Origin of the sequence: Pseudomonas sp. DTU12.3, assembly GCF_004124275.1 — a bacterium.
In the GTDB taxonomy this organism is placed as follows: Bacteria; Pseudomonadota; Gammaproteobacteria; order Pseudomonadales; family Pseudomonadaceae; genus Aquipseudomonas; species Aquipseudomonas helmanticensis.
In genome coordinates this window covers 5,152,455-5,174,278 of sequence record NZ_CP027218.1, presented here as the reverse complement: position 1 = coordinate 5,174,278, position 21,824 = coordinate 5,152,455, and the positions used below count along the sequence as shown (strand labels likewise).

Annotated in this window: 23 protein-coding genes; 8 read left to right on the top strand and 15 right to left on the bottom strand. The window is 58.3% G+C overall.

The genetic code is table 11. The features are described 5' to 3' along the window. Nucleotides 1-58: 58 nt before the first annotated feature. Nucleotides 59-1,168, bottom strand: coding sequence for an ABC transporter ATP-binding protein (locus tag C2E19_RS23685; RefSeq protein WP_129395326.1), 1,110 nt, complete (start codon nucleotides 1,166-1,168; stop codon nucleotides 59-61). Beyond that, the gene (argF, locus tag C2E19_RS23680) at nucleotides 1,165-2,085 is read right to left on the bottom strand and encodes an ornithine carbamoyltransferase (protein ID WP_045123046.1); all 921 of its coding nucleotides are present in this window, start codon (nucleotides 2,083-2,085) and stop codon (nucleotides 1,165-1,167) included. The genes C2E19_RS23685 and argF overlap by 4 nt, the downstream gene beginning before the upstream one ends. A 403-nt stretch (nucleotides 2,086-2,488) precedes the next feature. Here argF and C2E19_RS23675 point away from each other — a divergent pair, with 403 nt between their 5' ends. The 3 genes from C2E19_RS23675 to grxD all read left to right on the top strand — a co-directional run bounded on the left by C2E19_RS23675 (nucleotide 2,489) and on the right by grxD (nucleotide 5,458). Further along, a complete protein-coding gene (locus C2E19_RS23675; protein WP_038369077.1) occupies nucleotides 2,489-2,779 on the top strand; it encodes a hypothetical protein in 291 nt (96 codons plus the stop codon). Between the two features lie 134 nt (nucleotides 2,780-2,913). Next, on the top strand, nucleotides 2,914-5,019 hold the full coding sequence (locus C2E19_RS23670; protein ID WP_129395325.1) for a molybdopterin oxidoreductase family protein: 2,106 nt from the start codon (nucleotides 2,914-2,916) through the stop codon (nucleotides 5,017-5,019). Nucleotides 5,020-5,116: 97 nt separating this feature from the next. Further along, nucleotides 5,117-5,458 (top strand): Grx4 family monothiol glutaredoxin, encoded by a 342-nt coding sequence (gene grxD, locus C2E19_RS23665; RefSeq protein WP_129395324.1) that lies wholly within the window; start codon nucleotides 5,117-5,119, stop codon nucleotides 5,456-5,458. 201 nt (nucleotides 5,459-5,659) lie between these two features. Here the strand turns inward: grxD and bfr are convergent, their stop codons facing one another. Continuing rightward, a complete protein-coding gene (gene bfr, locus C2E19_RS23660) occupies nucleotides 5,660-6,133 on the bottom strand; it encodes a bacterioferritin (protein ID WP_007916671.1) in 474 nt (157 codons plus the stop codon). 200 nt (nucleotides 6,134-6,333) lie between these two features. Then, nucleotides 6,334-6,552: a bacterioferritin-associated ferredoxin gene (locus C2E19_RS23655; RefSeq protein WP_003227725.1), complete on the bottom strand. Its 219-nt coding sequence runs from the start codon at nucleotides 6,550-6,552 to the stop codon at nucleotides 6,334-6,336. A gap of 313 nt (nucleotides 6,553-6,865) precedes the next feature. Between C2E19_RS23655 and C2E19_RS23650 the strand changes: the two genes are divergently transcribed. Continuing rightward, nucleotides 6,866-7,468, top strand: a complete 603-nt coding sequence (locus tag C2E19_RS23650; protein ID WP_003227723.1) for a peroxiredoxin — start codon at nucleotides 6,866-6,868, stop codon at nucleotides 7,466-7,468. A gap of 78 nt (nucleotides 7,469-7,546) precedes the next feature. Here C2E19_RS23650 and rnt read toward each other — a convergent pair whose 3' ends face one another. Together rnt and pyrC are read right to left on the bottom strand one after the other, a co-directional pair. Next, nucleotides 7,547-8,224, bottom strand: a complete 678-nt coding sequence (rnt, locus tag C2E19_RS23645; RefSeq protein ID WP_007916667.1) for a ribonuclease T — start codon at nucleotides 8,222-8,224, stop codon at nucleotides 7,547-7,549. Beyond that, nucleotides 8,221-9,267, bottom strand: a complete 1,047-nt coding sequence (gene pyrC, locus C2E19_RS23640) for a dihydroorotase (RefSeq protein WP_008079419.1) — start codon at nucleotides 9,265-9,267, stop codon at nucleotides 8,221-8,223. The genes rnt and pyrC overlap by 4 nt, the downstream gene beginning before the upstream one ends. A 160-nt stretch (nucleotides 9,268-9,427) precedes the next feature. Between pyrC and C2E19_RS23635 the strand changes: the two genes are divergently transcribed. Both C2E19_RS23635 and C2E19_RS23630 read left to right on the top strand, forming a co-directional pair. Further along, the gene (locus C2E19_RS23635) at nucleotides 9,428-10,336 is read left to right on the top strand and encodes an OmpA family protein (protein WP_129395323.1); all 909 of its coding nucleotides are present in this window, start codon (nucleotides 9,428-9,430) and stop codon (nucleotides 10,334-10,336) included. Between the two features lie 129 nt (nucleotides 10,337-10,465). Beyond that, nucleotides 10,466-11,683 carry an argininosuccinate synthase gene (locus tag C2E19_RS23630; RefSeq protein WP_129395322.1) on the top strand — a complete coding sequence of 406 codons (1,218 nt, stop codon included), beginning with the start codon at nucleotides 10,466-10,468 and terminating at the stop codon, nucleotides 11,681-11,683. Between the two features lie 85 nt (nucleotides 11,684-11,768). Here the strand turns inward: C2E19_RS23630 and C2E19_RS23625 are convergent, their stop codons facing one another. Further along, on the bottom strand, nucleotides 11,769-12,476 hold the full coding sequence (locus tag C2E19_RS23625; protein WP_129395321.1) for a hypothetical protein: 708 nt from the start codon (nucleotides 12,474-12,476) through the stop codon (nucleotides 11,769-11,771). A 462-nt stretch (nucleotides 12,477-12,938) separates the two neighbouring features. Here C2E19_RS23625 and C2E19_RS23620 point away from each other — a divergent pair, with 462 nt between their 5' ends. Then, nucleotides 12,939-13,565, top strand: coding sequence for a response regulator transcription factor (locus C2E19_RS23620; RefSeq protein WP_064391960.1), 627 nt, complete (start codon nucleotides 12,939-12,941; stop codon nucleotides 13,563-13,565). Between the two features lie 87 nt (nucleotides 13,566-13,652). Here C2E19_RS23620 and C2E19_RS23615 read toward each other — a convergent pair whose 3' ends face one another. The 8 genes from C2E19_RS23615 to metG form a co-directional block, all read right to left on the bottom strand. Beyond that, nucleotides 13,653-13,832 (bottom strand): PA3496 family putative envelope integrity protein, encoded by a 180-nt coding sequence (locus C2E19_RS23615; protein WP_129395320.1) that lies wholly within the window; start codon nucleotides 13,830-13,832, stop codon nucleotides 13,653-13,655. 106 nt (nucleotides 13,833-13,938) lie between these two features. After that, nucleotides 13,939-14,577, bottom strand: a complete 639-nt coding sequence (nth, locus tag C2E19_RS23610; protein WP_129395319.1) for an endonuclease III — start codon at nucleotides 14,575-14,577, stop codon at nucleotides 13,939-13,941. After that, complete coding sequence (locus tag C2E19_RS23605) at nucleotides 14,574-15,155, bottom strand: Rnf-Nqr domain containing protein (RefSeq protein WP_129395318.1); 582 nt, start codon at nucleotides 15,153-15,155, stop codon at nucleotides 14,574-14,576. Before C2E19_RS23605 ends, nth begins: the two co-directional genes overlap by 4 nt. After that, nucleotides 15,152-15,757, bottom strand: a complete 606-nt coding sequence (locus C2E19_RS23600) for an RnfABCDGE type electron transport complex subunit G (protein ID WP_129395317.1) — start codon at nucleotides 15,755-15,757, stop codon at nucleotides 15,152-15,154. Before C2E19_RS23600 ends, C2E19_RS23605 begins: the two co-directional genes overlap by 4 nt. Then, entirely contained in the window at nucleotides 15,754-16,737 is a 984-nt protein-coding gene (locus C2E19_RS23595) for an RnfABCDGE type electron transport complex subunit D (RefSeq protein ID WP_129395316.1), read from the bottom strand. The genes C2E19_RS23600 and C2E19_RS23595 overlap by 4 nt, the downstream gene beginning before the upstream one ends. Further along, complete coding sequence (rsxB, locus tag C2E19_RS23590) at nucleotides 16,724-17,731, bottom strand: electron transport complex subunit RsxB (RefSeq protein WP_129395315.1); 1,008 nt, start codon at nucleotides 17,729-17,731, stop codon at nucleotides 16,724-16,726. The genes C2E19_RS23595 and rsxB overlap by 14 nt, the downstream gene beginning before the upstream one ends. Continuing rightward, nucleotides 17,728-18,297, bottom strand: a complete 570-nt coding sequence (locus C2E19_RS23585) for an electron transport complex protein RnfA (protein ID WP_129395314.1) — start codon at nucleotides 18,295-18,297, stop codon at nucleotides 17,728-17,730. The genes rsxB and C2E19_RS23585 overlap by 4 nt, the downstream gene beginning before the upstream one ends. A 114-nt stretch (nucleotides 18,298-18,411) precedes the next feature. After that, the gene (gene metG / locus C2E19_RS23580; RefSeq protein WP_129395313.1) at nucleotides 18,412-20,463 is read right to left on the bottom strand and encodes a methionine--tRNA ligase; all 2,052 of its coding nucleotides are present in this window, start codon (nucleotides 20,461-20,463) and stop codon (nucleotides 18,412-18,414) included. A 224-nt stretch (nucleotides 20,464-20,687) separates the two neighbouring features. Here metG and apbC point away from each other — a divergent pair, with 224 nt between their 5' ends. Next, nucleotides 20,688-21,782, top strand: coding sequence for an iron-sulfur cluster carrier protein ApbC (gene apbC / locus C2E19_RS23570; RefSeq protein WP_008079385.1), 1,095 nt, complete (start codon nucleotides 20,688-20,690; stop codon nucleotides 21,780-21,782). The last annotated feature ends 42 nt before the right edge of the window (nucleotides 21,783-21,824 follow it).

Below are 21,824 nucleotides of genomic sequence, written 5' to 3'. Positions count from 1 at the left end.
TCGGCAGCTCCTACATTGATCCCTGTAGGAGCTGCCGAAGGCTGCGATCTTTTAATCTTTAAAGCGCAGTGCTGTAGCGGCGGACGCCGTTCTCAACTGCCGGGATCTGTGCAGCGGTGCTGCCGGATGCCTGAAACAATACGAGATGTTCAGCCGCAACTCGAATCCCTACTTCCGCGCCGACTTGATGATCCGCATGGCTCGGAAAAATCGATTCCAGCTGCGCTCCAGTCGGCAGTTGCAGGCGATACAAGGTCGAAGCCCCCAAGAACGTCTTGCCAACAATCCGTGCTTTCAACTCACTATCCGGCGCATAAACAATGTCATCCGGACGCAGTAATACATCAACAGCCCCGCCAATCGGCCACCCATACGCGCGGTTGCCGCGCAGTACGCCCAGTTCGGTCTGCACCGATTCGGGGCTGCCGAGCTGGCCGCGAACGAAGTAACCCTGACCGATGAAACTGGCCACGAATGGCGTCGCCGGCTCGTGATACAGGTTGTACGGCGTGTCCCACTGTTCCAGTCGACCTTCCTTGAACACACCAACGTGATCGCTGACGGCAAAGGCTTCTTCCTGGTCGTGGGTCACCAGAATCGCGCTGGTGCCGCGGGCCTTGAGAATGTCGCGCACCTCATGACTCAGTTTGCGGCGCAACTCGCCATCGAGGTTGGAGAAGGGTTCGTCGAGCAGCAGCAATTGCGGCTCAGGTGCCAATGCGCGGGCGAGGGCGACGCGCTGTTGCTGGCCGCCGGACAACTCGTGCGGGAAGCGCTTGCCGAGGTTTTTCAGGTTGACCAGTTCGAGCAGCTCTTCGGTGACGCGCGCCTTGTTCGGATGCTTGCGGATACCGAAGGCGATGTTGTCGGCGACGCTCAGGTGCGGAAACAGCGCGTAATCCTGGAACACCATGCCGATCCGGCGTTTCTCCGGAGCGAGGGTAAACCCGGCGCTGGAGATGGTTTCGCCACCGAGGGTGATTTCACCTTCGTGCACCGGTTCGAAACCGGCGATGGCGCGCAGCGTCGTGGTCTTGCCGCAGCCGGACGAGCCGAGCAGGCAGCCGATGTCGCCGGCGTTGAGGTGCAGATTGAGGTTCTGCACCACTCGTTGATCTTGGTAGCCGCAAGCGAGGTTGCGCAGGTTCAGCAGTAATTCATGGCTCATGCGTGGTGATATGCCGGTTCGACGAGGAACTCGAGCAGGGCCTTCTGTGCGTGGAGACGGTTTTCTGCCTGATCCCAAGCGACGGAGCGCGGGTCATCAAGCAGGTCGAGGCTGATTTCTTCGCCACGGTGTGCAGGCAAGCAGTGCATGAACAGCACGTCCTCGGCAGCGAGGTCGAGCAGGGCACGGTTGACCTGGAACGGGGCGAACAGTTTGAGGCGCTTGGCAGTTTCCTCTTCCTGGCCCATCGAAGTCCAGACGTCGGTGCTGACCAGATGTGCGCCGCGCACGGCGTCCTGCGGATCGCGGACGATGGTCACGCGATCGCCAGCCTTGGCGACGAATTCAGGGTTCGGCTCGTAGCCTTCCGGGCAAGCAACGCGCAGCTGGAAGTCGAACTGAATCGCCGCTTCTATATAGCTGTTGCACATGTTGTTGCCGTCGCCGATCCAGGCCACGGTTTTGCCCTGAATCGAACCGCGATGTTCAAGGAACGTCTGCATGTCGGCCAGCAACTGGCACGGGTGCAGATCATCGGACAGGCCGTTGATTACCGGCACGCGCGAATTGGCAGCGAATTCGGTCAATGTGCTGTGGGCAAAGGTGCGGATCATTACCGCGTCGAGCATGCTCGACATGACGATGGCGCAATCACCGATCGGCTCGCCACGGCCCAGCTGAGTGTCGCGTGGCGACAGAAAGATCGCCTGGCCGCCGAGCTGGATCATGCCCGCCTCGAACGAAATCCGCGTACGGGTTGAGGACTTCTCGAAAATCATGCCCAGCACGCGGTTTTTCAGAGGCTCGAACAGTACGCCGCGGTTACGCAGGTCCTTGAGCTCAACGCCTCGACGAATCACGCTGACCAGCTCTTCGGGCGTGCAATCCATCAGGGAGAGAAAGTGCCTTGCGCTCATCATTGACTACCTTTTGCTACAAACCGCAGATGCTCAAAGCCTTGTTTAACGGAACAACGGGCGAGACCTGCGGCGTAAGCCGCACGGGGCGACGAAATAGGGGGAGGCGCGATATTGACACTAAATGTCGCGTTTTTCCAATAGGCTACGGTTTTTGCGGGAATCGAAGAGCGCACTGGATGTTGCAGTCGCGCATTTGAAGCCGGGTTCAGGACAGCAGCGAGCCCCTTTGTACACTGGCCTCGCAGGGCTTGGCAATGCGGCGTGGCGGGGATCGAGTCGCTTGGGTCGGTTTACGACCATGGCGGCATGCCATCATTTGGTCGGATGCTCAGCCTGAAACATTTGCTAAAGCAAAGTGCTGGGTTATAAATACCTTTCGAGCGACGCAGGAAGCCTCCGCATGGAATCGAAAGAAAAATTGTTAATGGAATTGCTGGGCCACACGGCTCGCTCTCTGACTCATCTCACCGCGTCGGTCACCTCTATGTCCTTCGAACTGCTGCGCAGCGAAGACGAAGTGGTGAAGACTGCCGGCCGCCACATGATTGATCGCATGGCCACCATCAGTGCCGGGCTTGACGAGCACTGGCGGTTGATCGGCGAACTCACCGGCGTACACGTCGCCCACGAGCAGATCGAAACCATTCAGGAAATCCAGCTGGCAGCGCCGCCTCAGCTGCCCTCCAGTTGAACATGGCGGTGTATCGGCGCACCTGATAGTCGGCGATTCACAAGACGAACGTCGCTGGCGCCTGACCTGCGCCGGGGCCATAGTTTTGTTCCCGCGGGCGTGATTGCCCGCCCAGAACAAAACAGAGACTGGCCATGACCAAGACTCTCCATCACCGTGCCTGCCACCTGTGTGAAGCCATTTGCGGCCTGACCATCGAGACCACCGAAACCGATGGCAATGTCGCGATCACCTCGATCAAGGGCGATGCGCTCGACACCTTCAGCCGTGGCCACATCTGCCCCAAGGCTGTGGCGCTGCAAGATATCCAGAACGATCCGGACCGCCTGCGCCAGCCAATGCGCCGGGTTGGCAGCGAGTGGCTGCCGATCGCGTGGGACGAAGCGTTTGCGCTGGTGGCGGAAAAACTGGCGGCGATTCAGGAGCGGCATGGGCAGAACGCCGTGGCGGTGTATCAGGGCAACCCGAGCGTGCACAATTACGGGTTGATGACTCACAGCAATTATTTCCTCGGTTTACTGAAGACGCGTAATCGCTTCTCGGCGACTTCGGTCGATCAGTTGCCGCATCACCTGAGCAGTTATCTGATGTATGGCCATGGCCTGCTGCTGCCGATTCCGGACATCGATCACACCGATTTCATGCTGATCCTCGGCGGTAATCCGCTGGCCTCCAACGGCAGCATCATGACCGTGCCAGATGTTGAGAAACGTTTAAAAGCGATCCAGGCACGCGGTGGTAAGGTCGTGGTGGTCGACCCTCGGCGCAGCGAGACGGCGGCGATGGCCGATCAGCATCTGTTCGTCCGTCCGGGCGGTGATGCGGCGTTGTTGTTTGGCCTGCTCAACACCTTGTTCAGCGAAGGCCTGACTCGCGACAGTCATTTGCCGGTTGATGGCCTGGACGATGTGCGCGCTGCGGTGGAGACGTTCACCGCCGAGGCCATGAGCCCGTTGTGCGCCGTTCCCGCCGAGCAGATTCGTCAACTGGCGCGTGATTTCGCTGCCGCGCCGAGTGCGGTTTGCTATGGCCGGATGGGTGTTTCGACTCAAGCCTTTGGCACGCTGTGTCATTGGGTGGTGCAGTTGATCAATCTGGTCACCGGCAACCTCGACCGGGTTGGCGGCGCGTTGTGCACCGAGCCCGCTGTCGATCTGGTGGCGTCGACTTCGGGCGGGCATTTCAACAAGTGGCAGAGCAGGGTTTCCGGGCGTCCTGAATACGGTGGAGAGTTGCCGGTCTCGGCGCTGGCCGAAGAGATGCTCACCGAAGGCGAAGGCCAGATCCGCGCGCTGATTACTGTGGCGGGTAATCCGGTGTTGTCGACCCCGAACGGGCGGCAACTGGAACAGGCACTGGACGGCCTGGAATTCATGCTCAGCATCGATCTGTACATCAATGAAACCACGCGTTACGCCGATCTGATCCTGCCGTCGACCTCGGCGCTGGAGAATGATCACTACGACACCACGTTCAACTTGTTCGCGGTGCGCAACGTTACTCGCTTCAATCGCGCGATCCTCGCCAAGCCGGAAGGCGCGCTGCACGACTGGGAGATTTTTGTTGGCCTGGCCAAGGCTTTCGCCGAGAAGACCGGTAAAGAACTGAAGCCAACGATGCCGCCGGCGAAGATGATCGACATGGGTTTGCGCATGGGCCTGTACGGTGACGCCTCCGAGCAGAAACTTTCGTTGGCGACACTGTTCGATCATCCCCACGGCATTGATCTGGGGGCGTTGAAGGCGAATCTGGCGACGCGCCTGAAAACACCGAACCAGCGGGTGCAGGCTGCACCGCCAGAGATCCTTGCCGATCTCGCACGCTTTGCCGCCTTGCAGGCGCCAGCCGCCGATGAACTGTTGATGATTGGCCGCCGCCATGTGCGCAGCAATAATTCGTGGATGCACAACTACCATCGCCTGGTGAAGGGCAAGCCGCGTCACCAGTTGCTGATGCACCCGGAAGACCTCGCCAGTCGTGGCCTTAACGACGGTCAGTTGGTGCGGGTCAGCTCGCGGGTCGGGCAGATTGAAGTGGAAGTGCTCGGCAGTCTGGACATGATGAAAGGCGTGGTCAGCCTGCCGCACGGTTGGGGCCATGCGCGCCCGGGCGTGCAGATGGCGATCGCCAGTGGTCAGCCTGGTTCGAGTGCCAATGACCTGACCGATGAATGTCAGCTCGACGAATTGTCGGGCAACGCGGCGCTCAATGGCGTGCCGGTGACGGTGGCGGCGGCTTGAGCATGTCTGTCGGGGAGACCGAGCATGGCGCTCGGGATTCCGTTACAATGCGTCACCGTGCCGACCCATGAGTCGGAAAGTTCAGCCGAGGTGCTCCATGGATATCATCGAAACGATTAAAGAGCAGATTGCCAACAACACCATTCTGCTTTACATGAAAGGTTCGCCGAATGCCCCGCAGTGTGGCTTCTCCGCGAAAGCTGCGCAGTCTGTGATGGCGTGTGGCGAAAAGTTTGCGTACGTGGACATCCTGCAGAACCCGGAAATCCGCGCCAACCTGCCCAAGTACGCCAACTGGCCGACTTTCCCGCAACTGTGGGTCGGCGGCGAGCTGGTCGGCGGTAGCGACATCATGACCGAGATGGCTGCAGACGGTTCGCTGCAAAGCACCATCAAGGCGGCTGTTGAAGCGGCAGCGGCGAACAAGTCCGAAGCCTGACGCTCGGTCTCACGCGACACCTCCTGCTCCGGTAGGAGCTGTCGAGTGAAACGAGGCTGCGATCTTTTGATCTTCCGATCTTCTGATCTTCAGCCAATAAAAAGCCCCGCCACTCGAAAGAGGGCGGGGCTTTTTAGTGCGTTCGAAAAGTTACTGCAAGTTGCCGGTGCAATCTGAAAAGATCGCAGCCTGCGACAGCTCCTACTCTTCGCCCATCTGCGACTGCAGATAGTTCTCAAGACCGACTTTATCGATCAGGCCCAGTTGGGTTTCCAGCCAGTCGATATGTTCTTCTTCGGATTCGAGAATGTCTTCGAGCAGTTCACGGCTACCGAAGTCGCCAACGGTTTCGCAATGTGCGATCGCGGTCTTCAGGTCGGCGTGCCCGGTCTTCTCGATGCGCAGGTCGCACTCAAGCATTTCCTTGGTGTGCTCGCCGATGTGCAGCTTGCCCAGATCCTGCACGTTCGGCAGGCCTTCGAGGAACAGGATGCGCTTGATCAGCTTGTCCGCGTGCTTCATCTCATCGATGGATTCTTTGTATTCGTGCTTGCCGAGCTTGTTCAGACCCCAATCTTCATACATGCGGGCATGCAGGAAGTACTGATTGATCGCGACCAGCTCATTGGCAAGGATCTTGTTGAGATGCTGGATGACTGTAATGTCGCCTTTCATGATCGGAGTCCTGCCCTGTAATAGCTGTATATACGGCAGAGTTTGAGCTTCGTATTTATATGTGTCAAACCTAAGTTATTGAATAATATATGAAAATTAATCGGAATAAGAATGTTTGTGTTCCGCGTCTAGAGCGTAACCGATTGATTTGCAGGCATAAAAAAACCGGACATTAGTCCGGTTCTTTGAAATAGGGGTAATTACGCAGCGGTAAATTCTACCGGATAGGGGATCGCGGCCTGAGCGGTTTGCAGCTTGGTCAGGGTTTCGCGTACGACTTCCTTGGCAAGGCAGGCGCATTTGCCGCATTGGCTGGCGACGCCGGTAGCCTGGCGAACTTCTTTATAGCTGCAGCAACCTTCATAGATCGCTTCGCGGATCTGTCCGTCGGTGACGCCAGTGCAGAGACAAACATACATAAGTGAGAACCGTCGCTGGTTGTGACTCAATTGCGATGGATCTTAATGTTAACGAGAATGATTGTCAAAGTGCTTTCGGAAAGCTTTCGCCGATTGACAGCGGTGACTGACGAACGGTGGTGACTGGCAATTTGCCTGGCCCCGTAAATGCAGCCGTCTGTTGCGCTGCTGCAAAAAACCGTTAAGGACAGGCGAAAAACGCAGTGTATGATGGTCGGCCCTTGCGAAGGGGGTTCGTGTCACAGGGCTGTCGCCTGAGGGTGGCAGGCTGGCGCGGACCCTGAACTTCAAGTTTTTACACCAGGAGATATCAATGAGCGTACTCGTAGGCAAACAAGCCCCTGACTTCACCGTCCCGGCCGTACTCGGCAATGGCGAGATCGTTGACAGCTTCACCCTGTCCTCGGCCATCAAAGGCAAATACGGCCTGGTGTTCTTCTACCCACTGGACTTCACCTTCGTCTGCCCGTCCGAGCTGATCGCTCTGGACAACCGCATGGCTGACTTCAAGGCACGCAACGTTGAAGTGATCGCTGTGTCGATCGACTCGCACTTCACTCACAACGCATGGCGCAACACCCCAGTGAACAATGGCGGCATCGGCCAGGTGAAATACACCATGGCTGCCGACATGAAGCACGACATCGCCAAGGCCTACGACGTTGAGTCGGAAGGCGGCGTAGCGTTCCGTGGTGCGTTCCTGATCGACGACAAAGGCGTTGTTCGCTCGCAGATCATCAACGACCTGCCGCTGGGCCGTAACATGGAAGAGCTGATCCGTCTGGTCGACGCTCTGCAATTCCACGAAGAGCACGGCGAAGTTTGCCCTGCCAACTGGAAAAAAGGCGACAAAGGCATGAACGCTTCGCCAGAAGGCGTTGCTGCCTACCTGACCGAGAACGCTGCTGCCCTGTAAGGCGCAACGTCGAGGTACAAAAAAACCGGCCCACGTGGCCGGTTTTTTTATGCGCGGGATTTACCCGACAACCATCAATCAGTCGTCGAAGTCTTCCCAGCCGCCCATCTGTTTCCAGCGGTTGACGATGCCACAGAACAGCTCAGCGGTTTTCTCGGTGTCGTAACGCGCGGAGTGCGCTTCACGGCCGTCGAAGTCGATGTCGGCGGCCTGGCAGGCTTTCGCCAATACGGTTTGACCGTATGCCAGACCGGCCAGCGTCGCGGTGTCGAAGCTGGAGAACGGGTGGAACGGATTGCGCTTCATGTCCAGACGCGCGACGGCCGCGTTGAGGAAGCCGAGATCGAAGCTGCTGTTGTGGCCAACCAGAATCGCACGCTTGCAGCCGTTGGCTTTCAGCGCTTTGCGGATGCCACGGAAGATGTCCGTGAGCGCGGTTTCTTCGCTGACGGCCATGCGCAGCGGGTGATCGAGCTTGATCCCGGTGAACTCCAGCGCCGCTGCTTCGATGTTGGCGCCTTCGAATGGCTCAACGCGGAAGAAGTAGGTGTGATCGGGGTAAACAAAACCCTTTTCATCCATGGCGATGGTGGTCGCAGCAATCTCCAGCAGCGCATCGGTGGCCGAGTTGAAGCCACCGGTTTCTACGTCGACGACAACCGGCAGGTAGCCACGAAAACGTGCTGCCATCGGGTGACGGGAACCGCCGCCGCCACTTTGACCGTCCAGTTCGTCGTCGAAATGGTCTTCACTCACGCGTGTTCCTCCAGCAGGCGCCAGCGCAGTTTTTCACCGGCGCGCAGCGGGATAACGGTCAGCTCGCCGAATGGCAGGCTGGTCGGGGCGGTCCATTCTTCACGAACCAGGGTGATGCGATCGGTGTTCGCCGGCAGGCCGTAGAAACGCGGGCCGTTGAGGCTGGCGAAGGCTTCGAGCTTGTCCAGCGCGTTACGCTGTTCGAAGGCTTCGGCATACATTTCGATGGCAGCGTACGCGGTGTAGCAGCCGGCGCAACCGCAAGCGGCTTCCTTGGCGTGCTGGGCGTGCGGTGCCGAATCGGTGCCAAGAAAGAACTTCGCGCTGCCACTGGTGGCGGCATCGAGCAGGGCTTCCTGATGCGTGTTGCGCTTGAGGATCGGCAGGCAATAGAAGTGCGGCCGAATGCCGCCCACCAGCATGTGGTTGCGGTTGTAAAGCAGGTGATGCGCGGTGATGGTCGCACCAACGTTGGCCGAAGCCTCGTTGACGAACTGCACGGCGTCAGCGGTGGTGATGTGTTCGAACACCACTTTCAACGTCGGGAAGCGCTCGACCACGCGGCGCATGTGCTCATCGATGAAAATCTTTTCGCGGTCGAACACATCGACGTCGCCACGGGTGACTTCACCGTGGATCAACAGCGGCATGCCGACTTCGGCCATGGCCTCGATCGCCGGCAGAATCTTGTCGATGCTGGTCACGCCGGAATCGGAGTTGGTGGTCGCGCCGGCCGGGTACAGCTTGGCGGCGTAGACAAAACCACTGGCCTTGGCTTCACGAATTTCTTCGGGCTGGGTGCGGTCGGTGAGGTACAGCACCATCAGCGGCTCAAAGCGACTGCCGGCCGGGCGGGCAGCGAGGATCCGCTGGCGATAGCCATCGGCCTCGGCGGCGTTGCGCACCGGAGGTACCAGGTTGGGCATGATGATGGCGCGACCAAAAGTGCGCGCAACATCGGCAACGGTATTGGTCAACACGGCACCATCGCGAAGATGAATATGCCAGTCGTCGGGACGCAGCAGGGTCAGGCGGTCGGACATGAGGGGATTCCAGGCGGGTCAAACTGAGGCGAATGCTACCGGAAAAGACTCTTGCAGGCACTCGCTATCAAGTTTTGCGGGAAGCTTCCGATATCCCGTAGGTATGCCGTAAACATAGTGTGAATCGGTCTTTGTGTTTCAGAAGCCAATGGAGCCTCCCGTGCGCCAGCGTTATTTAGCCTTGCTCAGTGTGTTTGCCAGCCTCCCCGCGATGGCGCTCACGTACCAGACCCGTCTGGAGAACATTGAGTGGACGGTCGCCGGCGACAAGTTCGAATGCCGCCTGACCCAGCCGATCACCGACTTCGGCTCGGGCGAATTCGTGCGCAAAGCGGGCGAGCAGGCGATCTTTCGTCTGAATGCCTACAACGCCATGCTCGGCGGTGGTTCGGCGACGTTGCTGGCGGCGGCCGCGCCGTGGCAGCCGGGGCGTGGCGACATCAATCTGGGCAGTGTCAGGCTGGGCAGCGGCAATGTTTTGCTCAGCAGTTCGCAGTCGCAGGCCGGCGGTCTGATCAGCGGTCTGCTGGACGGACGCAGCCCGGTGGTGCGCCGTGCCTCGGGCGATGGCCGCGTCTCGGAAGTGCGTTTATTGCCGGTCAAGTTCAGCAAGGCGTTCAACGATTACCAGACCTGCGTGGCGAAATTGCTGCCGCAGAATTTCGAGCAGATCAAGCAGTCGCAGATTGGCTTCCCCGGCGAGGGCGTTGACCTTGATGCCGCCGCCAAGGCCAGGCTGCAAGTGATGCTCGAATACATGAAGGCCGATCCGACGGTCAATCACATCGAACTCGACGGCCATTCCGACAACAGCGGCAATCGCCTGACCAATCGTGAGCTGTCGCGCCGTCGGGCGCTGGCGGTGGTCGACTTCTTCAAGGCCAACGGCATTCAGGAATCGCAGATCACCGTGCGTTTCCATGGCGAGCAATACCCCATCGTGCCGAACACCAATGCGGCCAATCGCGCGAAAAACCGCCGGGTCAATGTCAAACTGGCGCGTGTGGCTCCTATCACCACTCCGGCACCGCAAGCGAGCACTCCAGCCAGTACTGCGGCGACTTCCTGACCCGCCGGTCATCGTCGCGCTCTCGACAGATTCTGTCGCTTTGTCGTCTTAAGCTGTCGCGCCTCTGTAAATTATCGCGTTTGGGCGGTAGACTCCTCGGCTTTCCGTAGAACCCCGTGGAGTGATGGCATGGCGGACGTAAACAAGGTCGTTCTGGCGTATTCCGGCGGCCTGGACACTTCGGTGATCCTCAAGTGGCTGCAGGATACTTATAACTGTGAAGTGGTGACCTTCACCGCTGATCTCGGTCAAGGCGAAGAGGTCGAGCCGGCCCGCGCCAAGGCTCAGGCCATGGGCGTCAAAGAAATCTACATCGACGATCTGCGCGAAGAATTCGTGCGTGATTTCGTGTTCCCGATGTTCCGCGCCAACACCGTTTACGAAGGTGAGTACCTGCTGGGTACTTCCATCGCACGTCCGCTGATCGCCAAACGTCTGATCGAAATCGCCAACGAAACCGGCGCTGACGCCATTTCCCATGGCGCCACCGGCAAGGGCAACGACCAGGTGCGTTTCGAGCTGGGTGCCTACGCACTCAAGCCTGGCGTAAAAGTCATTGCTCCATGGCGTGAGTGGGACCTGCTGTCCCGCGAGAAGCTGATGGACTACGCCGAGAAGCACGCGATCCCTATCGAGCGTCACGGCAAGAAGAAGTCACCGTACTCGATGGACGCCAACTTGCTGCACATCTCCTATGAAGGCGGCGTGCTGGAAGACACCTGGACCGAGCACGAAGAAGACATGTGGAAATGGACCGTCTCCCCGGAGAACGCTCCTGACAAACCACAATATCTGGAACTGACCTACCGTAACGGCGACATCGTGGCACTGGACGGCGTCGAAATGACCCCGGCCACCGTGCTGGCGACACTGAACAAGATCGGTGGTGCCCACGGTATCGGTCGTCTCGACATCGTCGAAAACCGTTACGTCGGCATGAAATCCCGTGGCTGCTACGAAACCCCGGGCGGCACCATCATGCTGCGCGCTCACCGTGCGATCGAATCGATCACGCTGGACCGCGAAGTCGCTCACCTGAAAGACGAGCTGATGCCGAAATACGCCAGCCTGATCTACACCGGTTACTGGTGGAGCCCTGAGCGTCTGATGCTGCAACAGATGATCGACGCTTCGCAGGTCAACGTGAACGGTGTGGTTCGCCTGAAGCTGTACAAAGGCAACGTGATCGTTACCGGCCGCAAGTCCGACGATTCGCTGTTCGATGCCAACATCGCGACCTTCGAAGAAGACGGCGGTGCTTACAACCAGGCCGACGCGGCGGGCTTCATCAAGCTCAACGCGCTGCGCATGCGCATTGCTGCCAACAAGGGCCGCAAGCTGTTCTGAGTCCTTCAGACGCGCAATAAAAAAGGCGGCTTGTCGTTATGACAATGCCGCCTTTTTTTATCCACTACAAAAAACTGCCTGTGTTTCATGCTGCTTTCAGAATCGTGCTGGCTTGCGTACATACGTTGTAAGTAATCACATGAGTCGCGCCAACGCGTTTTTTTGCCTGCCGGATAAAGTCCGCCATGATTTGCATAAGCAAAACTTCAGACGCCGGATCGGTCAGCAACACGATGACTTTCGAATGTTTGCCAGGAAGGGAGAAGTTTTCCAGCAAGGCGTCAAACTCCATTCGAATATTCATCTGGCGCACATCGATGACCCGTAGGGTGCCCAGTGGTTTCGGCCATTGAACGTTATGCTCGATCCATGAACATTCTGTACCGGCACCACCGGACTCTGATGGATGACTGGGCGGATGCAGCCCCGTTTCTCCTGCAGACAATCCGTTACTGGAGAAAGCCTCCGTCGTATTGTTTTCGGTCATCGAGGATTCTCCCGTTGAACTGTTGCGCAATCCGTTTTCGCTGCCCTGTGCGTTCACAGAAAGCTTTAAAAAACTGTCGTCCTTGTCGAAGTCGGAAGGAGCGTAAAGAGATCGGTAGTTAAAGTTTAATGTAATGAAGAATAGCAGCAGCAAGTAAAACGGAAAGCTCATAAGGAACCAGATGTACATCTCGCGCTCACGATCACCAAGGAATGGCAGCGACACGGCGGCAGAGGATTCGGATATAAAAGCAAATACAACGATTACCGTCATCGGGTTGGCGATTTTCTTTTTGAATTTCATCATATTCAGTACTCATGAAATGTAGTTGTCCGCATTTGTGATTCGTTTTTTAGTTGATCTGCATTTTTATATTAAAAACATAGAATTGGGTAGAAGTATCTTGTTTCAGTTGTTTATGTTTCAGGCGCTGACGGACTTTAATTGAAAAATACATGCGGTTTTTGCGGGGTTGGAATCTTCGATAGCGCCGGGCAAGGTTCTCCAATACATTACGGATCGCAACGCAGGCCGTACAATAGTTCTCGCGGACTTAGCCGGTAGGCGTTTTAAAGGCTTGGCAGGGATGTAGACCACGTCCGAGTGACACTTCACTTGCAGAAGTCTGGATTTTTGTAGGAAAAGTCTTTGTTTGTCGTAGGGAATGTCTTTCGCTGTGAGTGCAACGGAACTCTCTTGTGCCATGGCACAAGTGACTAGGCTATTGTGCCGGCTCTAAAAATTCGAACAGCGAAACTGGACTTGCCCATGAATAAAGTGCTGATCGTGGATGATCACCCCGTCATTCGTCTTGCTGTGCGTATGCTGATGGAACGTCATGGCTACGAAGTTATTGCAGAGACGGATAATGGTGTAGATGCCCTGCAACTTGCGCGCGAACAAATGCCGGATATTGTCATTCTGGATATTGGCATACCCAAGCTTGATGGTCTGGAGGTTATTGCGCGTCTGGCTTCGACTGCCATGCCAATGAAAGTCCTCGTGTTGACTTCCCAGGCACCGGGGCACTTTTCAATGCGTTGCATGCAGTCTGGCGCTGCGGGCTATGTTTGCAAACAACAGGATTTGACTGAATTGCTGAGCGCCATCAAGGCGGTACTGTCCGGTTACAGTTACTTTCCCAATCAGGCATTGCACACAGTACGCACCAGCCTGGGGAATGCCAGCGAAGCTGATATGGTCGATCGTCTTTCAGGGCGCGAAATGATGGTGTTGCAGCAATTGGCCCGGGGCAAGACCAACAAGGAAATTGCCGATGGCATGTTTCTCAGTAACAAGACCGTGAGTACTTACAAGACTCGATTGCTGTTGAAACTCAATGCCCGTTCGCTGGTTGATCTGATCGAGCTGGCACAGCGTAATGGACTTGTCTGAGTGTATTTTCAGCGAAGGGGTGGTGGGCCGATCAATACCAGCGTGCAACGGACAGAAAAAAGCCTCCGTTTCGGGAGGCTTCAGGTGTCAAAGATCAAAATCGTAATCGGCCAATTGTCTTTTCAATCGGCGCTCCTCTAGCAGATTGTCGATAGTGCGGCGTTTGCTGAGGTTGGTTTTTGCCACCTCGACCACTGGTTCTGCGTCATCGGTCTCAGCGGCAGCAAAATCGTCTTCTACGTCCAATTGCTCTTTATCGGTACTCATAGGTTAACTCCCGGCTAAGACTGCCTTTGGCGCTCCTTATATCGACAATACAGCGGCTGGTAAAAAAGATTTTTTCAATCGATAGATACAAAAACCTAATAGTTACTCAATCGTCTGAAGTTTTGTCCTTGTACTCGCACAAATCCTCGATCCGGCAGCTGCCGCAGCGGGGTTTGCGCGCCAGGCACACATAACGTCCATGCAAAATCAGCCAGTGGTGGGAATCGAGCAGGTAATCCTTGGGCACAAATTTCATCAATTTCTTTTCCACTTCGACGACATTCTTGCCGGGTGCAATGCCGGTGCGATTGCTGACGCGGAAGATGTGCGTGTCGACAGCCATGGTCAGCTGGCGAAAAGCGGTATTGAGCACCACGTTCGCGGTTTTGCGCCCGACACCGGGCAGGGCTTCCAGCTCTTCACGGGTTTGAGGAATCTCGCTGCCGTGGCGTTCGACCAGTAAGCGGCAGGTCTCTATGACGTTTTTTGCCTTGCTGTTGTACAGGCCGATGGTCTTGATGTATTCGGACAGACCCTCGACGCCCAAGGCATGAATCGCTGCTGGCGTATTGGCTACCGGGAAAAGCCTGGCCGTAGCCTTGTTGACGCCCACGTCGGTCGATTGCGCCGAAAGAATCACAGCGATCAACAACTCGAACGGCGATGAGTACGCCAGTTCGGTTTTTGGCTCGGGATTGTCTTCATGCAGTCTGCGAAAAATCTCAAGACGTTTTGCGGCATTCATGGGCGATGCGTTTCCTTCGATATAGAGTTCGGGCGCGTCCACGCCTGACGGGCTGCGAGCAGCAGCCCCAGTAAAATCAGTGCGCCGGGAACCAGCGTCAGCCAATGCACCCCTTCGCTGAGAATCAGCAACCCACGCCAGTGTTCCGACAGATCACCACCGAGGCTGCCATGACCGGCGATTTCACGCAGCGCCGCGAGTATCACCATGAGCCCGGCGAACTGAATCCCGAGTTTGAGGCGCCGGGTCAGCGATTGGCGAAAGAAGCCATTATGTTCCAGCACCACGCACTGCAGAGCGATCAGGCCGATATACAGACTGAATGCCTGATGCCATTGCACAGACCAGCGTTGCGCCAGTGTGTCGGCGCAACTGGTCAGGGCGGCGGCGAGTACCACGCTGCTCAGTAATACGCTCAGGGGCGTCAGGTGCGGGCGCAGCAGTGACATGCACAAGCCGTAGACGCCCACCACCAGCAGCGACATCAACAGCATGCCTGATGCGCCGGCGAGCGAGTGGCTGGTGCCAAGCAGGAGCACCAGCACCATTGAGTTCGACAGCTGCGCTGATGTGTTCATGTACCACTCCCCAGCAAGGCTGCGCGATGCTCATCGAAGTAGCGCAAGGCATCGTGGATGGCATTGATCGTCGCACGCGAGGTAATGGTCGCACCCGCCATCTGGTCGAATTGGCCCTGATCCTTTTTCAGCGCCCAGCCGTTATCAGTGGGATCTTCGCGTGACTTGCCGGTAAACGCTTGCAGCCAGGCGTTCGGCCAGTCGCCAAGATGTCCGCCGAGTGCCGGAGTTTCGTTTTGCCTGAGGGTTTTCACGCCAATCAGCTTGCCGCCGGTATCAACGGCAATCAGCAGTTCGAAGCTGCCGGCGTAACCCTGGGCTTCACTGCGCAACAACAGCGCAACCGGTTGTCCAGCCTTGGTGGCGCGATAAGCGCCGTTCAGCTGGCTATGCGCCAAAGCGCTATCGACCAGCGACAGCGGTTGTTCCAGCGGTTGATTGTCATAGGTTTCGGCAGGGAGCACATCGAGCAATTTGCGATTGTCGAGTCGACGCTGTTCGGCGGTAATCTGCGGTGCATTGGCGCGTTGCAGCAGATAGGTCACGCTGACGCCGATGATCGTCAGGACCAGCACGATGGCGATATTTGCGGTGCGATTCATGGGGTCACCTGCGCCTGTCGCGTGGCGGCGAACCTTTCCAGTGCCGGCACGCAAAGATTCATCAGCAGCACCGCAAACGCCACCCCGTCCGGGTAGCCACCCCATGTGCGAATCAGATAAGTCAGCAAGCCGACGCCGACACCAAACAGCAGGCGGGCGAGTGCGCTTTTAGCGCCGGAGACCGGTTCGGTAATGATGAAGAACGCGCCCAGCATGGTCGCGCCGCTCATCAGGTGAAACAGTGGCGAACCATGCGAGTCCGATCCCGAGCCGTTCCAGCACAACAGGCTGACGACAAACAGGCTGGCGAGCATGCCGACCGGCGCGTGCCAGGCGACGACCCGCCGTTGCAGTAAAAACACTCCGCCGGCGAGAAATGCCAGATTGATCCATTCCACACCGCGCCCACCGAAGCGACCGAACGCCGAATTGCCGGCGAACAACTCGTCCATGGTCAGGCTCTTGTTGATGCGCAGACTGTCCAGAGCAGTGGCCTGCACCCACGCATCCGGCGCCTGAGCCGGATTGAACACCTGCTGCACGGCGGCGAGCAGATCCAAGCCGTGCGCGGGCCAATGGGTCATCGGTTGCGGGAACATCACCATGATCAGGGCGAAACCAAGCATGGCCGGGTTGAACGGATTCTTGCCGATGCCACCGTACAAGTGCTTGCCGAACAGCAGACCTGAGGCGATCGCGGTCACTGTCAGCCACCAAGGGCAATAAGCCGGCAGGGCCACGGCCAGCAATGTTGCGCTGACCACCGCGCTGCCATCGCTCAGCGTGGGCTGCAACGGTTGCTGACGCAGTCGTGCGACACCGACTTCGACGATCAGCGCCGTGCCAACGCAGAGCATCAGGTTGATCAGCACGCCCCAACCGTACAACCAGAACAGCGCGAGCAGCCCCGGCAGCAGCGCGAGCAGCACCAGCTTCATCGCCTGTTGCAGGCGATCGTCCGGCATATCAAGGGGCGACATGGTCTTGCACCTGACGCTCGGCGTCGTGCAGCGCTTGCTCCAGCGCGGCGATTTGCTCCGGCGCGGCTTCGGCGGTCTGCGCCTTCTTCAGTTCGGCGCGGCGCATGGCCAGTTGGATTTTGGCGCGTTTCAGGTCGGCGTCCGGCGCAGGTGCCGTTGTCACGGCGGGAGTGGCCGGTGTGTTGCTTTCGAGTGTTGCCAACGCCTGTTCTGCGGCTTCGAACTGCTGCTGCAACACGATCAATTGCGATTGTTGATCGAAGGTCGGTGGATGGCCGAAGGCTTTCAGCGATTTGTGCAACTGTGCGCGGCTCATCGCGACATCGATCTTGGCTTTCTTCAGCGCAGCGTCGGCGCTGGCAGTCTTCTGGGCACGCACACGTTCCAGCGCCGCCTGCACCGGATCAAGCGTGCTGACTTCGGGTTGCGCCGCGCGTTTGGCCCGCGCCTCACGCTCGGTCTGTTTCTGTTGTTCTTCGCGTTGCAAGCGGGCATTGCGTTGTTCGAAGCGCTGACGTGCATGATCGCGTTTGGCCGCACGGGCACGCTGTTCTTCAAGACTGAATGCCAGGCCGCCGATCACCGGCAATGTGCTTGGCGGCAGCGGATGCATTTCGATGCAGTCGACCGGGCACGGCGCGACACACAGATCGCAACCGGTGCACTCGTCAATCAGCACGGTGTGCATCAACTTGGCGGCGCCGACGATGGCATCGATCGGGCAGGCCTGGATGCACTTGGTGCAGCCGATGCATTCGGCTTCGCGGATATAGGCGACCTGCGGCGGTGCCGAACCACGGCTGATGTCCAGTTCCAGCACCGGCACTCTCAACAGCTCGGCCAACGCCGCAATGGTTTCATCACCACCGGGCGGGCACTTGTTGATCGCCTCGCCCGCGGCGAGGCCTTCAGCGTATGGCTTGCATCCGGGATGGCCACACTTGCCGCATTGGGTCTGCGGCAGGAGGGCATCGATGCGTTGAATCAGACTCATGTTTTGATCAGTCCACTGAATCCGAGAAAAATCACTGCGATCAATCCGGCGCCGATCAGGTCGATCGGCAGGCCGCGAAAGGGCAGGGGAATATTGCTGTCGGCGGTGCGTTCACGTAAATCGCTGAACAGGCTCAGCACCAGCCAGAACCCCAGCCCGGCACCGAGGCTCAGGGCTGTTGCAAGCAACAGGCCTTGATCGTTTTGCGCATTGATCAGCGCCAGTCCAAGTACGCCGGCGTTGCCCAACAACAGCGGCCATAATCCGTCGAAAGGCAGATTCGGCAGCCAGCGCGCCAGCAGTTTCAACAGTGGTGCGATCAGCAACACACTCAGCGGCAGAAACACCAGCAGGCGCAGGGATTCAAGTTGCAGCGGCACCAGCAGCCAATGCCAGATCGCGTAACCGATGACGCCAACGATCAACATCAGGCACATCGTCGCCAGCCCCAACGCATGCACCTGGCGACGACGGCCCGCCAGCAACGGATCGACGCCCAGCGGCCAGTGCAACACGAAGTTGTTGAGTAGCGCAGCACTGATGAGCGTAAGCACAAATTCGGTCATGGTTCTGCCAGCGAAACGGGCGGCTGTCTCTTAAGGTTAGGCATTATCCGGCCAGATATGAAAAATCCCACAGGCATGCCGGGCACGCCTGTGGGATCGATTCACCGCCGAGTGTTACTTGATGCGTTGACCCGGCTTGGCGCCGCTGTCCGGGCTCAGCAGGTAAATCTCTTCACCGCCAGGGCCGGCCGCCATCACCATGCCTTCGGAGATACCGAACTTCATTTTCCGTGGCTTGAGGTTGGCAATCATCATGGTCAGGCGACCGTCGAGTTTGGACGGATCCGGATACGCGCTCTTGATCCCGGAGAACACGTTGCGTTGCTCGTCACCGATGTCCAGCGTCAGGCGCAGCAGCTTGTCGGCACCTTCCACATGTTCGGCTTTGACAATCAGCGCGACGCGCAGGTCGATGGCCGCGAAGGCGTCGAAGTCGATTTCCGGCGACAGCGGATCCTTGGCCAGTTCGCCATTGCCGGCCGGGGCGGCTGCACCGGTGTCGGTCTGGCTGGCGGTGAGGTCTTCTTTCGAGGCGTCGCTCATGGCTTGCACTTTTACCGGGTCGATGCGGGTCATCAACGGCTTGAATTCGTTCAACTGGTGGTTGGCCAGCAGCGTGGTGTGGTCGTTCCAGGTCAGCGGGGCGACGTTGAGGAACGCCTCGGCATCGGCGGCCAGCAACGGCAGGACCGGCTTGAGGAAGATCACCAATTGGCGGAACAGGTTGATGGCGGTGGCGCAGATCGCCTGGACTTCATCCTGTTTGCCTTCCTGCTTGTTCAACGACCACGGCGCCTTGTCGGCGATCCAGGCGTTGGCGCGGTCGGCCAGGGCCATGGTTTCACGCATGGCACGGGCAAAGTCGCGGGCTTCATAGGCATCGGCAATGCTTGGCGCGGCAGCGAGGAAAGCCTCGGTCAGCTCCGGCGCAGCATTGGTGTCGACCAGCAGGCCGGCGTTACCTTTCTGGATGAAACCGGCACAACGGCTGGCGATGTTGACCACTTTGCCGACCAGGTCGGAGTTGACCTTCTGCACGAAATCTTCGAGGTTCAGGTCGAGGTCATCGACGCCACGGCCCAGTTTGGCCGCGTAGTAGTAGCGCAGGTATTCCGGCGACAGGTGATCCAGATACGTACGCGCCTTGATGAAGGTGCCGCGCGATTTCGACATCTTCTGGCCGTTGACGGTCAGGTAGCCGTGCACGTTGATGCCGGTCGGCTTGCGGTAGCCCGCGCCTTCGAGCATCGCTGGCCAGAACAGTGCGTGGAAGTTGACGATGTCCTTGCCGATGAAGTGGTACAGTTCGGCGGTGGAGTCCTTGGCCCAGAACGCATCGAAGTCGAGATCCGGCGTGCGGTCGCAAAGGTTCTTGAAGCTGGCCATGTAGCCGATTGGTGCGTCCAGCCACACGTAGAAGTACTTGCCCGGCTCACCCGGAATCTCGAAGCCGAAGTACGGCGCATCGCGGGAGATGTCCCACTGTTGCAAGCCGGCGTCCAGCCATTCGGCGATCTTGTTGGCGACGGCGTCTTGCAGGGTGCCGCTGCGGGTCCAGGTCTGCAGCATTTGCTGGAAGTCTGGCAGTTTGAAGAAGAAGTGCTGGGAATCCTTGAGCACCGGGGTGGCGCCGGAGATTGCCGACTTCGGATCCTTCAAATCGGTTGGCGCGTAGGTCGCACCGCACTTTTCGCAGTTATCGCCGTACTGGTCTTCGGTGCCGCATTTCGGGCAAGTGCCCTTGATAAAGCGGTCGGCCAGGAACATTTTCTTTTCCGGGTCGAAATACTGGGTGATCGAGCGTTGGGCGATGTGCCCGGCGTCACGCAGCTTCAAGTAGATCTGGCTCGACAGCTCACGGTTTTCTTCAGCGTGAGTGGAGTGGAAGTTGTCGAAATCAACCAGGAACTCGGCAAAGTCGGCGCTGTGTTCAGCCTGCACGTTGGCGATCAGTTGCTCCGGGGTGATGCCTTCCTTTTCCGCGCGCAGCATGATCGCCGAACCGTGGGCGTCGTCGGCGCAGACGTAGATGCATTGATTGCCGCGATGCTTCTGGAAGCGCACCCACATATCGGTCTGGATATATTCCAGCATATGGCCAAGGTGAATCGAACCGTTGGCGTAGGGCAGGGCGCTGGTGACGAGGATCTTGCGTGGTTCGGACATGTGGGGCTTCGCTACTTGATGAAACGGAGGTCGGCCACTATAAAGCGCTGGCGCATATTTTTCACCCTGTGCACCTGTTTCATTGGATGAGTCATAGCAAAGATCAACAGATCGCAGCCTTCGGCAGCTCCTACACATAATCCCCTGTAGGAGCTGCCGAAGGCTGCGATCTTTTCAGGTAGGATACCCGGCATCTTTTCCCAGTCTTGTTATCGGAGTTGCCCATGAGCGCCGTCACTCGCGCAGCGGTGGAAGCCGTCCTCAGCCAATACACCGACCCTTACCTGAATCAGGATCCGGTCAGCGCCGGTTGCGTGAAGAACATCGAGATTGTCGGTGACCGCGTCAATGTGCAGCTGGAAATCGGTTACGCCGCCGGCCTGTTCAAAAGCGGCTGGGCGCAACTCCTGCAACTGGCCATCGAAAATCTCGACGGCGTGGTTATCGCCAAGGTTGAAGTGAACAGTGTCATCGCCGCGCACAAGGCTCAGGCGCAGATTCCGGGGCTGGCCAACGTCAAGAACGTAGTCGCCGTGGCGTCCGGCAAGGGCGGCGTGGGCAAGTCGACCACTGCGGCCAACCTCGCCCTGGCCCTGGCCCGTGAAGGTGCCAAGGTCGGCATTCTCGACGCCGATATCTACGGCCCGAGCCAAGGCATCATGTTCGGCATCCCCGAGCGCACCCGCCCGGAGGTCAAGGACCAGAAGTGGTTCGTACCGCTCAAGGCCCACGGCGTCGAAGTCATGTCGATGGCCTTCCTGACCGACGACAACACGCCGATGGTCTGGCGCGGGCCGATGGTTTCCGGCGCGCTGCTGCAACTGGTCACGCAAACCGCGTGGGGCGATCTCGATTATCTGGTCATCGACATGCCGCCAGGCACCGGCGATATCCAGCTGACCCTGGCGCAGAAGGTCCCGGTGGCCGGTGCGGTGATCGTCACCACACCGCAGGATCTGGCCCTGCTCGACGCGCGCAAAGGCGTGGAAATGTTCCGCAAGGTCAACATTCCGGTACTGGGCGTGGTGGAAAACATGGCCGTGCATATCTGCTCGAACTGCGGGCATGCCGAGCATCTGTTCGGTGAAGGCGGGGGCGAGAAGCTGGCGACCCAATATGGCGTCGAGCTGCTGGCTTCGCTGCCATTGTCGATGCTGATTCGCGAGCAGGCCGATGGCGGCAAGCCAACGGTGATCGCCGAGCCGGACAGCCAGATTGCCATGGTCTACCAGGAACTGGCCCGCCACGTCGGCGCACGGATCGTGTTGCAGGAAGCGGCAACGCCGGCGATGCCGAACATCACCATCAGCGACGATTAAAATCTATCTGTAAACGCCGGACAAAACTGTGGGAGCGGGCTT

Coding starts and splice junctions, on each gene's coding strand:
- C2E19_RS23625 (WP_129395321.1), bottom strand. CDS start 12,476: ATGATGAAATTCAAAAAGAAAATCGCCAACCCGATGACGGTAATCGTT.
- metG (WP_129395313.1), bottom strand. CDS start 20,463: ATGTCCGAACCACGCAAGATCCTCGTCACCAGCGCCCTGCCCTACGCC.
- grxD (WP_129395324.1), top strand. CDS start 5,117: ATGGATATCATCGAAACGATTAAAGAGCAGATTGCCAACAACACCATT.
- C2E19_RS23605 (WP_129395318.1), bottom strand. CDS start 15,155: ATGAACACATCAGCGCAGCTGTCGAACTCAATGGTGCTGGTGCTCCTG.
- C2E19_RS23670 (WP_129395325.1), top strand. CDS start 2,914: ATGACCAAGACTCTCCATCACCGTGCCTGCCACCTGTGTGAAGCCATT.
- rsxB (WP_129395315.1), bottom strand. CDS start 17,731: ATGAGTCTGATTCAACGCATCGATGCCCTCCTGCCGCAGACCCAATGC.
- C2E19_RS23595 (WP_129395316.1), bottom strand. CDS start 16,737: ATGTCGCCCCTTGATATGCCGGACGATCGCCTGCAACAGGCGATGAAG.
- C2E19_RS23630 (WP_129395322.1), top strand. CDS start 10,466: ATGGCGGACGTAAACAAGGTCGTTCTGGCGTATTCCGGCGGCCTGGAC.
- C2E19_RS23600 (WP_129395317.1), bottom strand. CDS start 15,757: ATGAATCGCACCGCAAATATCGCCATCGTGCTGGTCCTGACGATCATC.
- argF (WP_045123046.1), bottom strand. CDS start 2,085: ATGAGCGCAAGGCACTTTCTCTCCCTGATGGATTGCACGCCCGAAGAG.
- C2E19_RS23585 (WP_129395314.1), bottom strand. CDS start 18,297: ATGACCGAATTTGTGCTTACGCTCATCAGTGCTGCGCTACTCAACAAC.
- pyrC (WP_008079419.1), bottom strand. CDS start 9,267: ATGTCCGACCGCCTGACCCTGCTGCGTCCCGACGACTGGCATATTCAT.
- C2E19_RS23685 (WP_129395326.1), bottom strand. CDS start 1,168: ATGAGCCATGAATTACTGCTGAACCTGCGCAACCTCGCTTGCGGCTAC.
- C2E19_RS23650 (WP_003227723.1), top strand. CDS start 6,866: ATGAGCGTACTCGTAGGCAAACAAGCCCCTGACTTCACCGTCCCGGCC.
- C2E19_RS23620 (WP_064391960.1), top strand. CDS start 12,939: ATGAATAAAGTGCTGATCGTGGATGATCACCCCGTCATTCGTCTTGCT.
- nth (WP_129395319.1), bottom strand. CDS start 14,577: ATGAATGCCGCAAAACGTCTTGAGATTTTTCGCAGACTGCATGAAGAC.
- C2E19_RS23655 (WP_003227725.1), bottom strand. CDS start 6,552: ATGTATGTTTGTCTCTGCACTGGCGTCACCGACGGACAGATCCGCGAA.
- bfr (WP_007916671.1), bottom strand. CDS start 6,133: ATGAAAGGCGACATTACAGTCATCCAGCATCTCAACAAGATCCTTGCC.
- C2E19_RS23615 (WP_129395320.1), bottom strand. CDS start 13,832: ATGAGTACCGATAAAGAGCAATTGGACGTAGAAGACGATTTTGCTGCC.
- apbC (WP_008079385.1), top strand. CDS start 20,688: ATGAGCGCCGTCACTCGCGCAGCGGTGGAAGCCGTCCTCAGCCAATAC.
- C2E19_RS23675 (WP_038369077.1), top strand. CDS start 2,489: ATGGAATCGAAAGAAAAATTGTTAATGGAATTGCTGGGCCACACGGCT.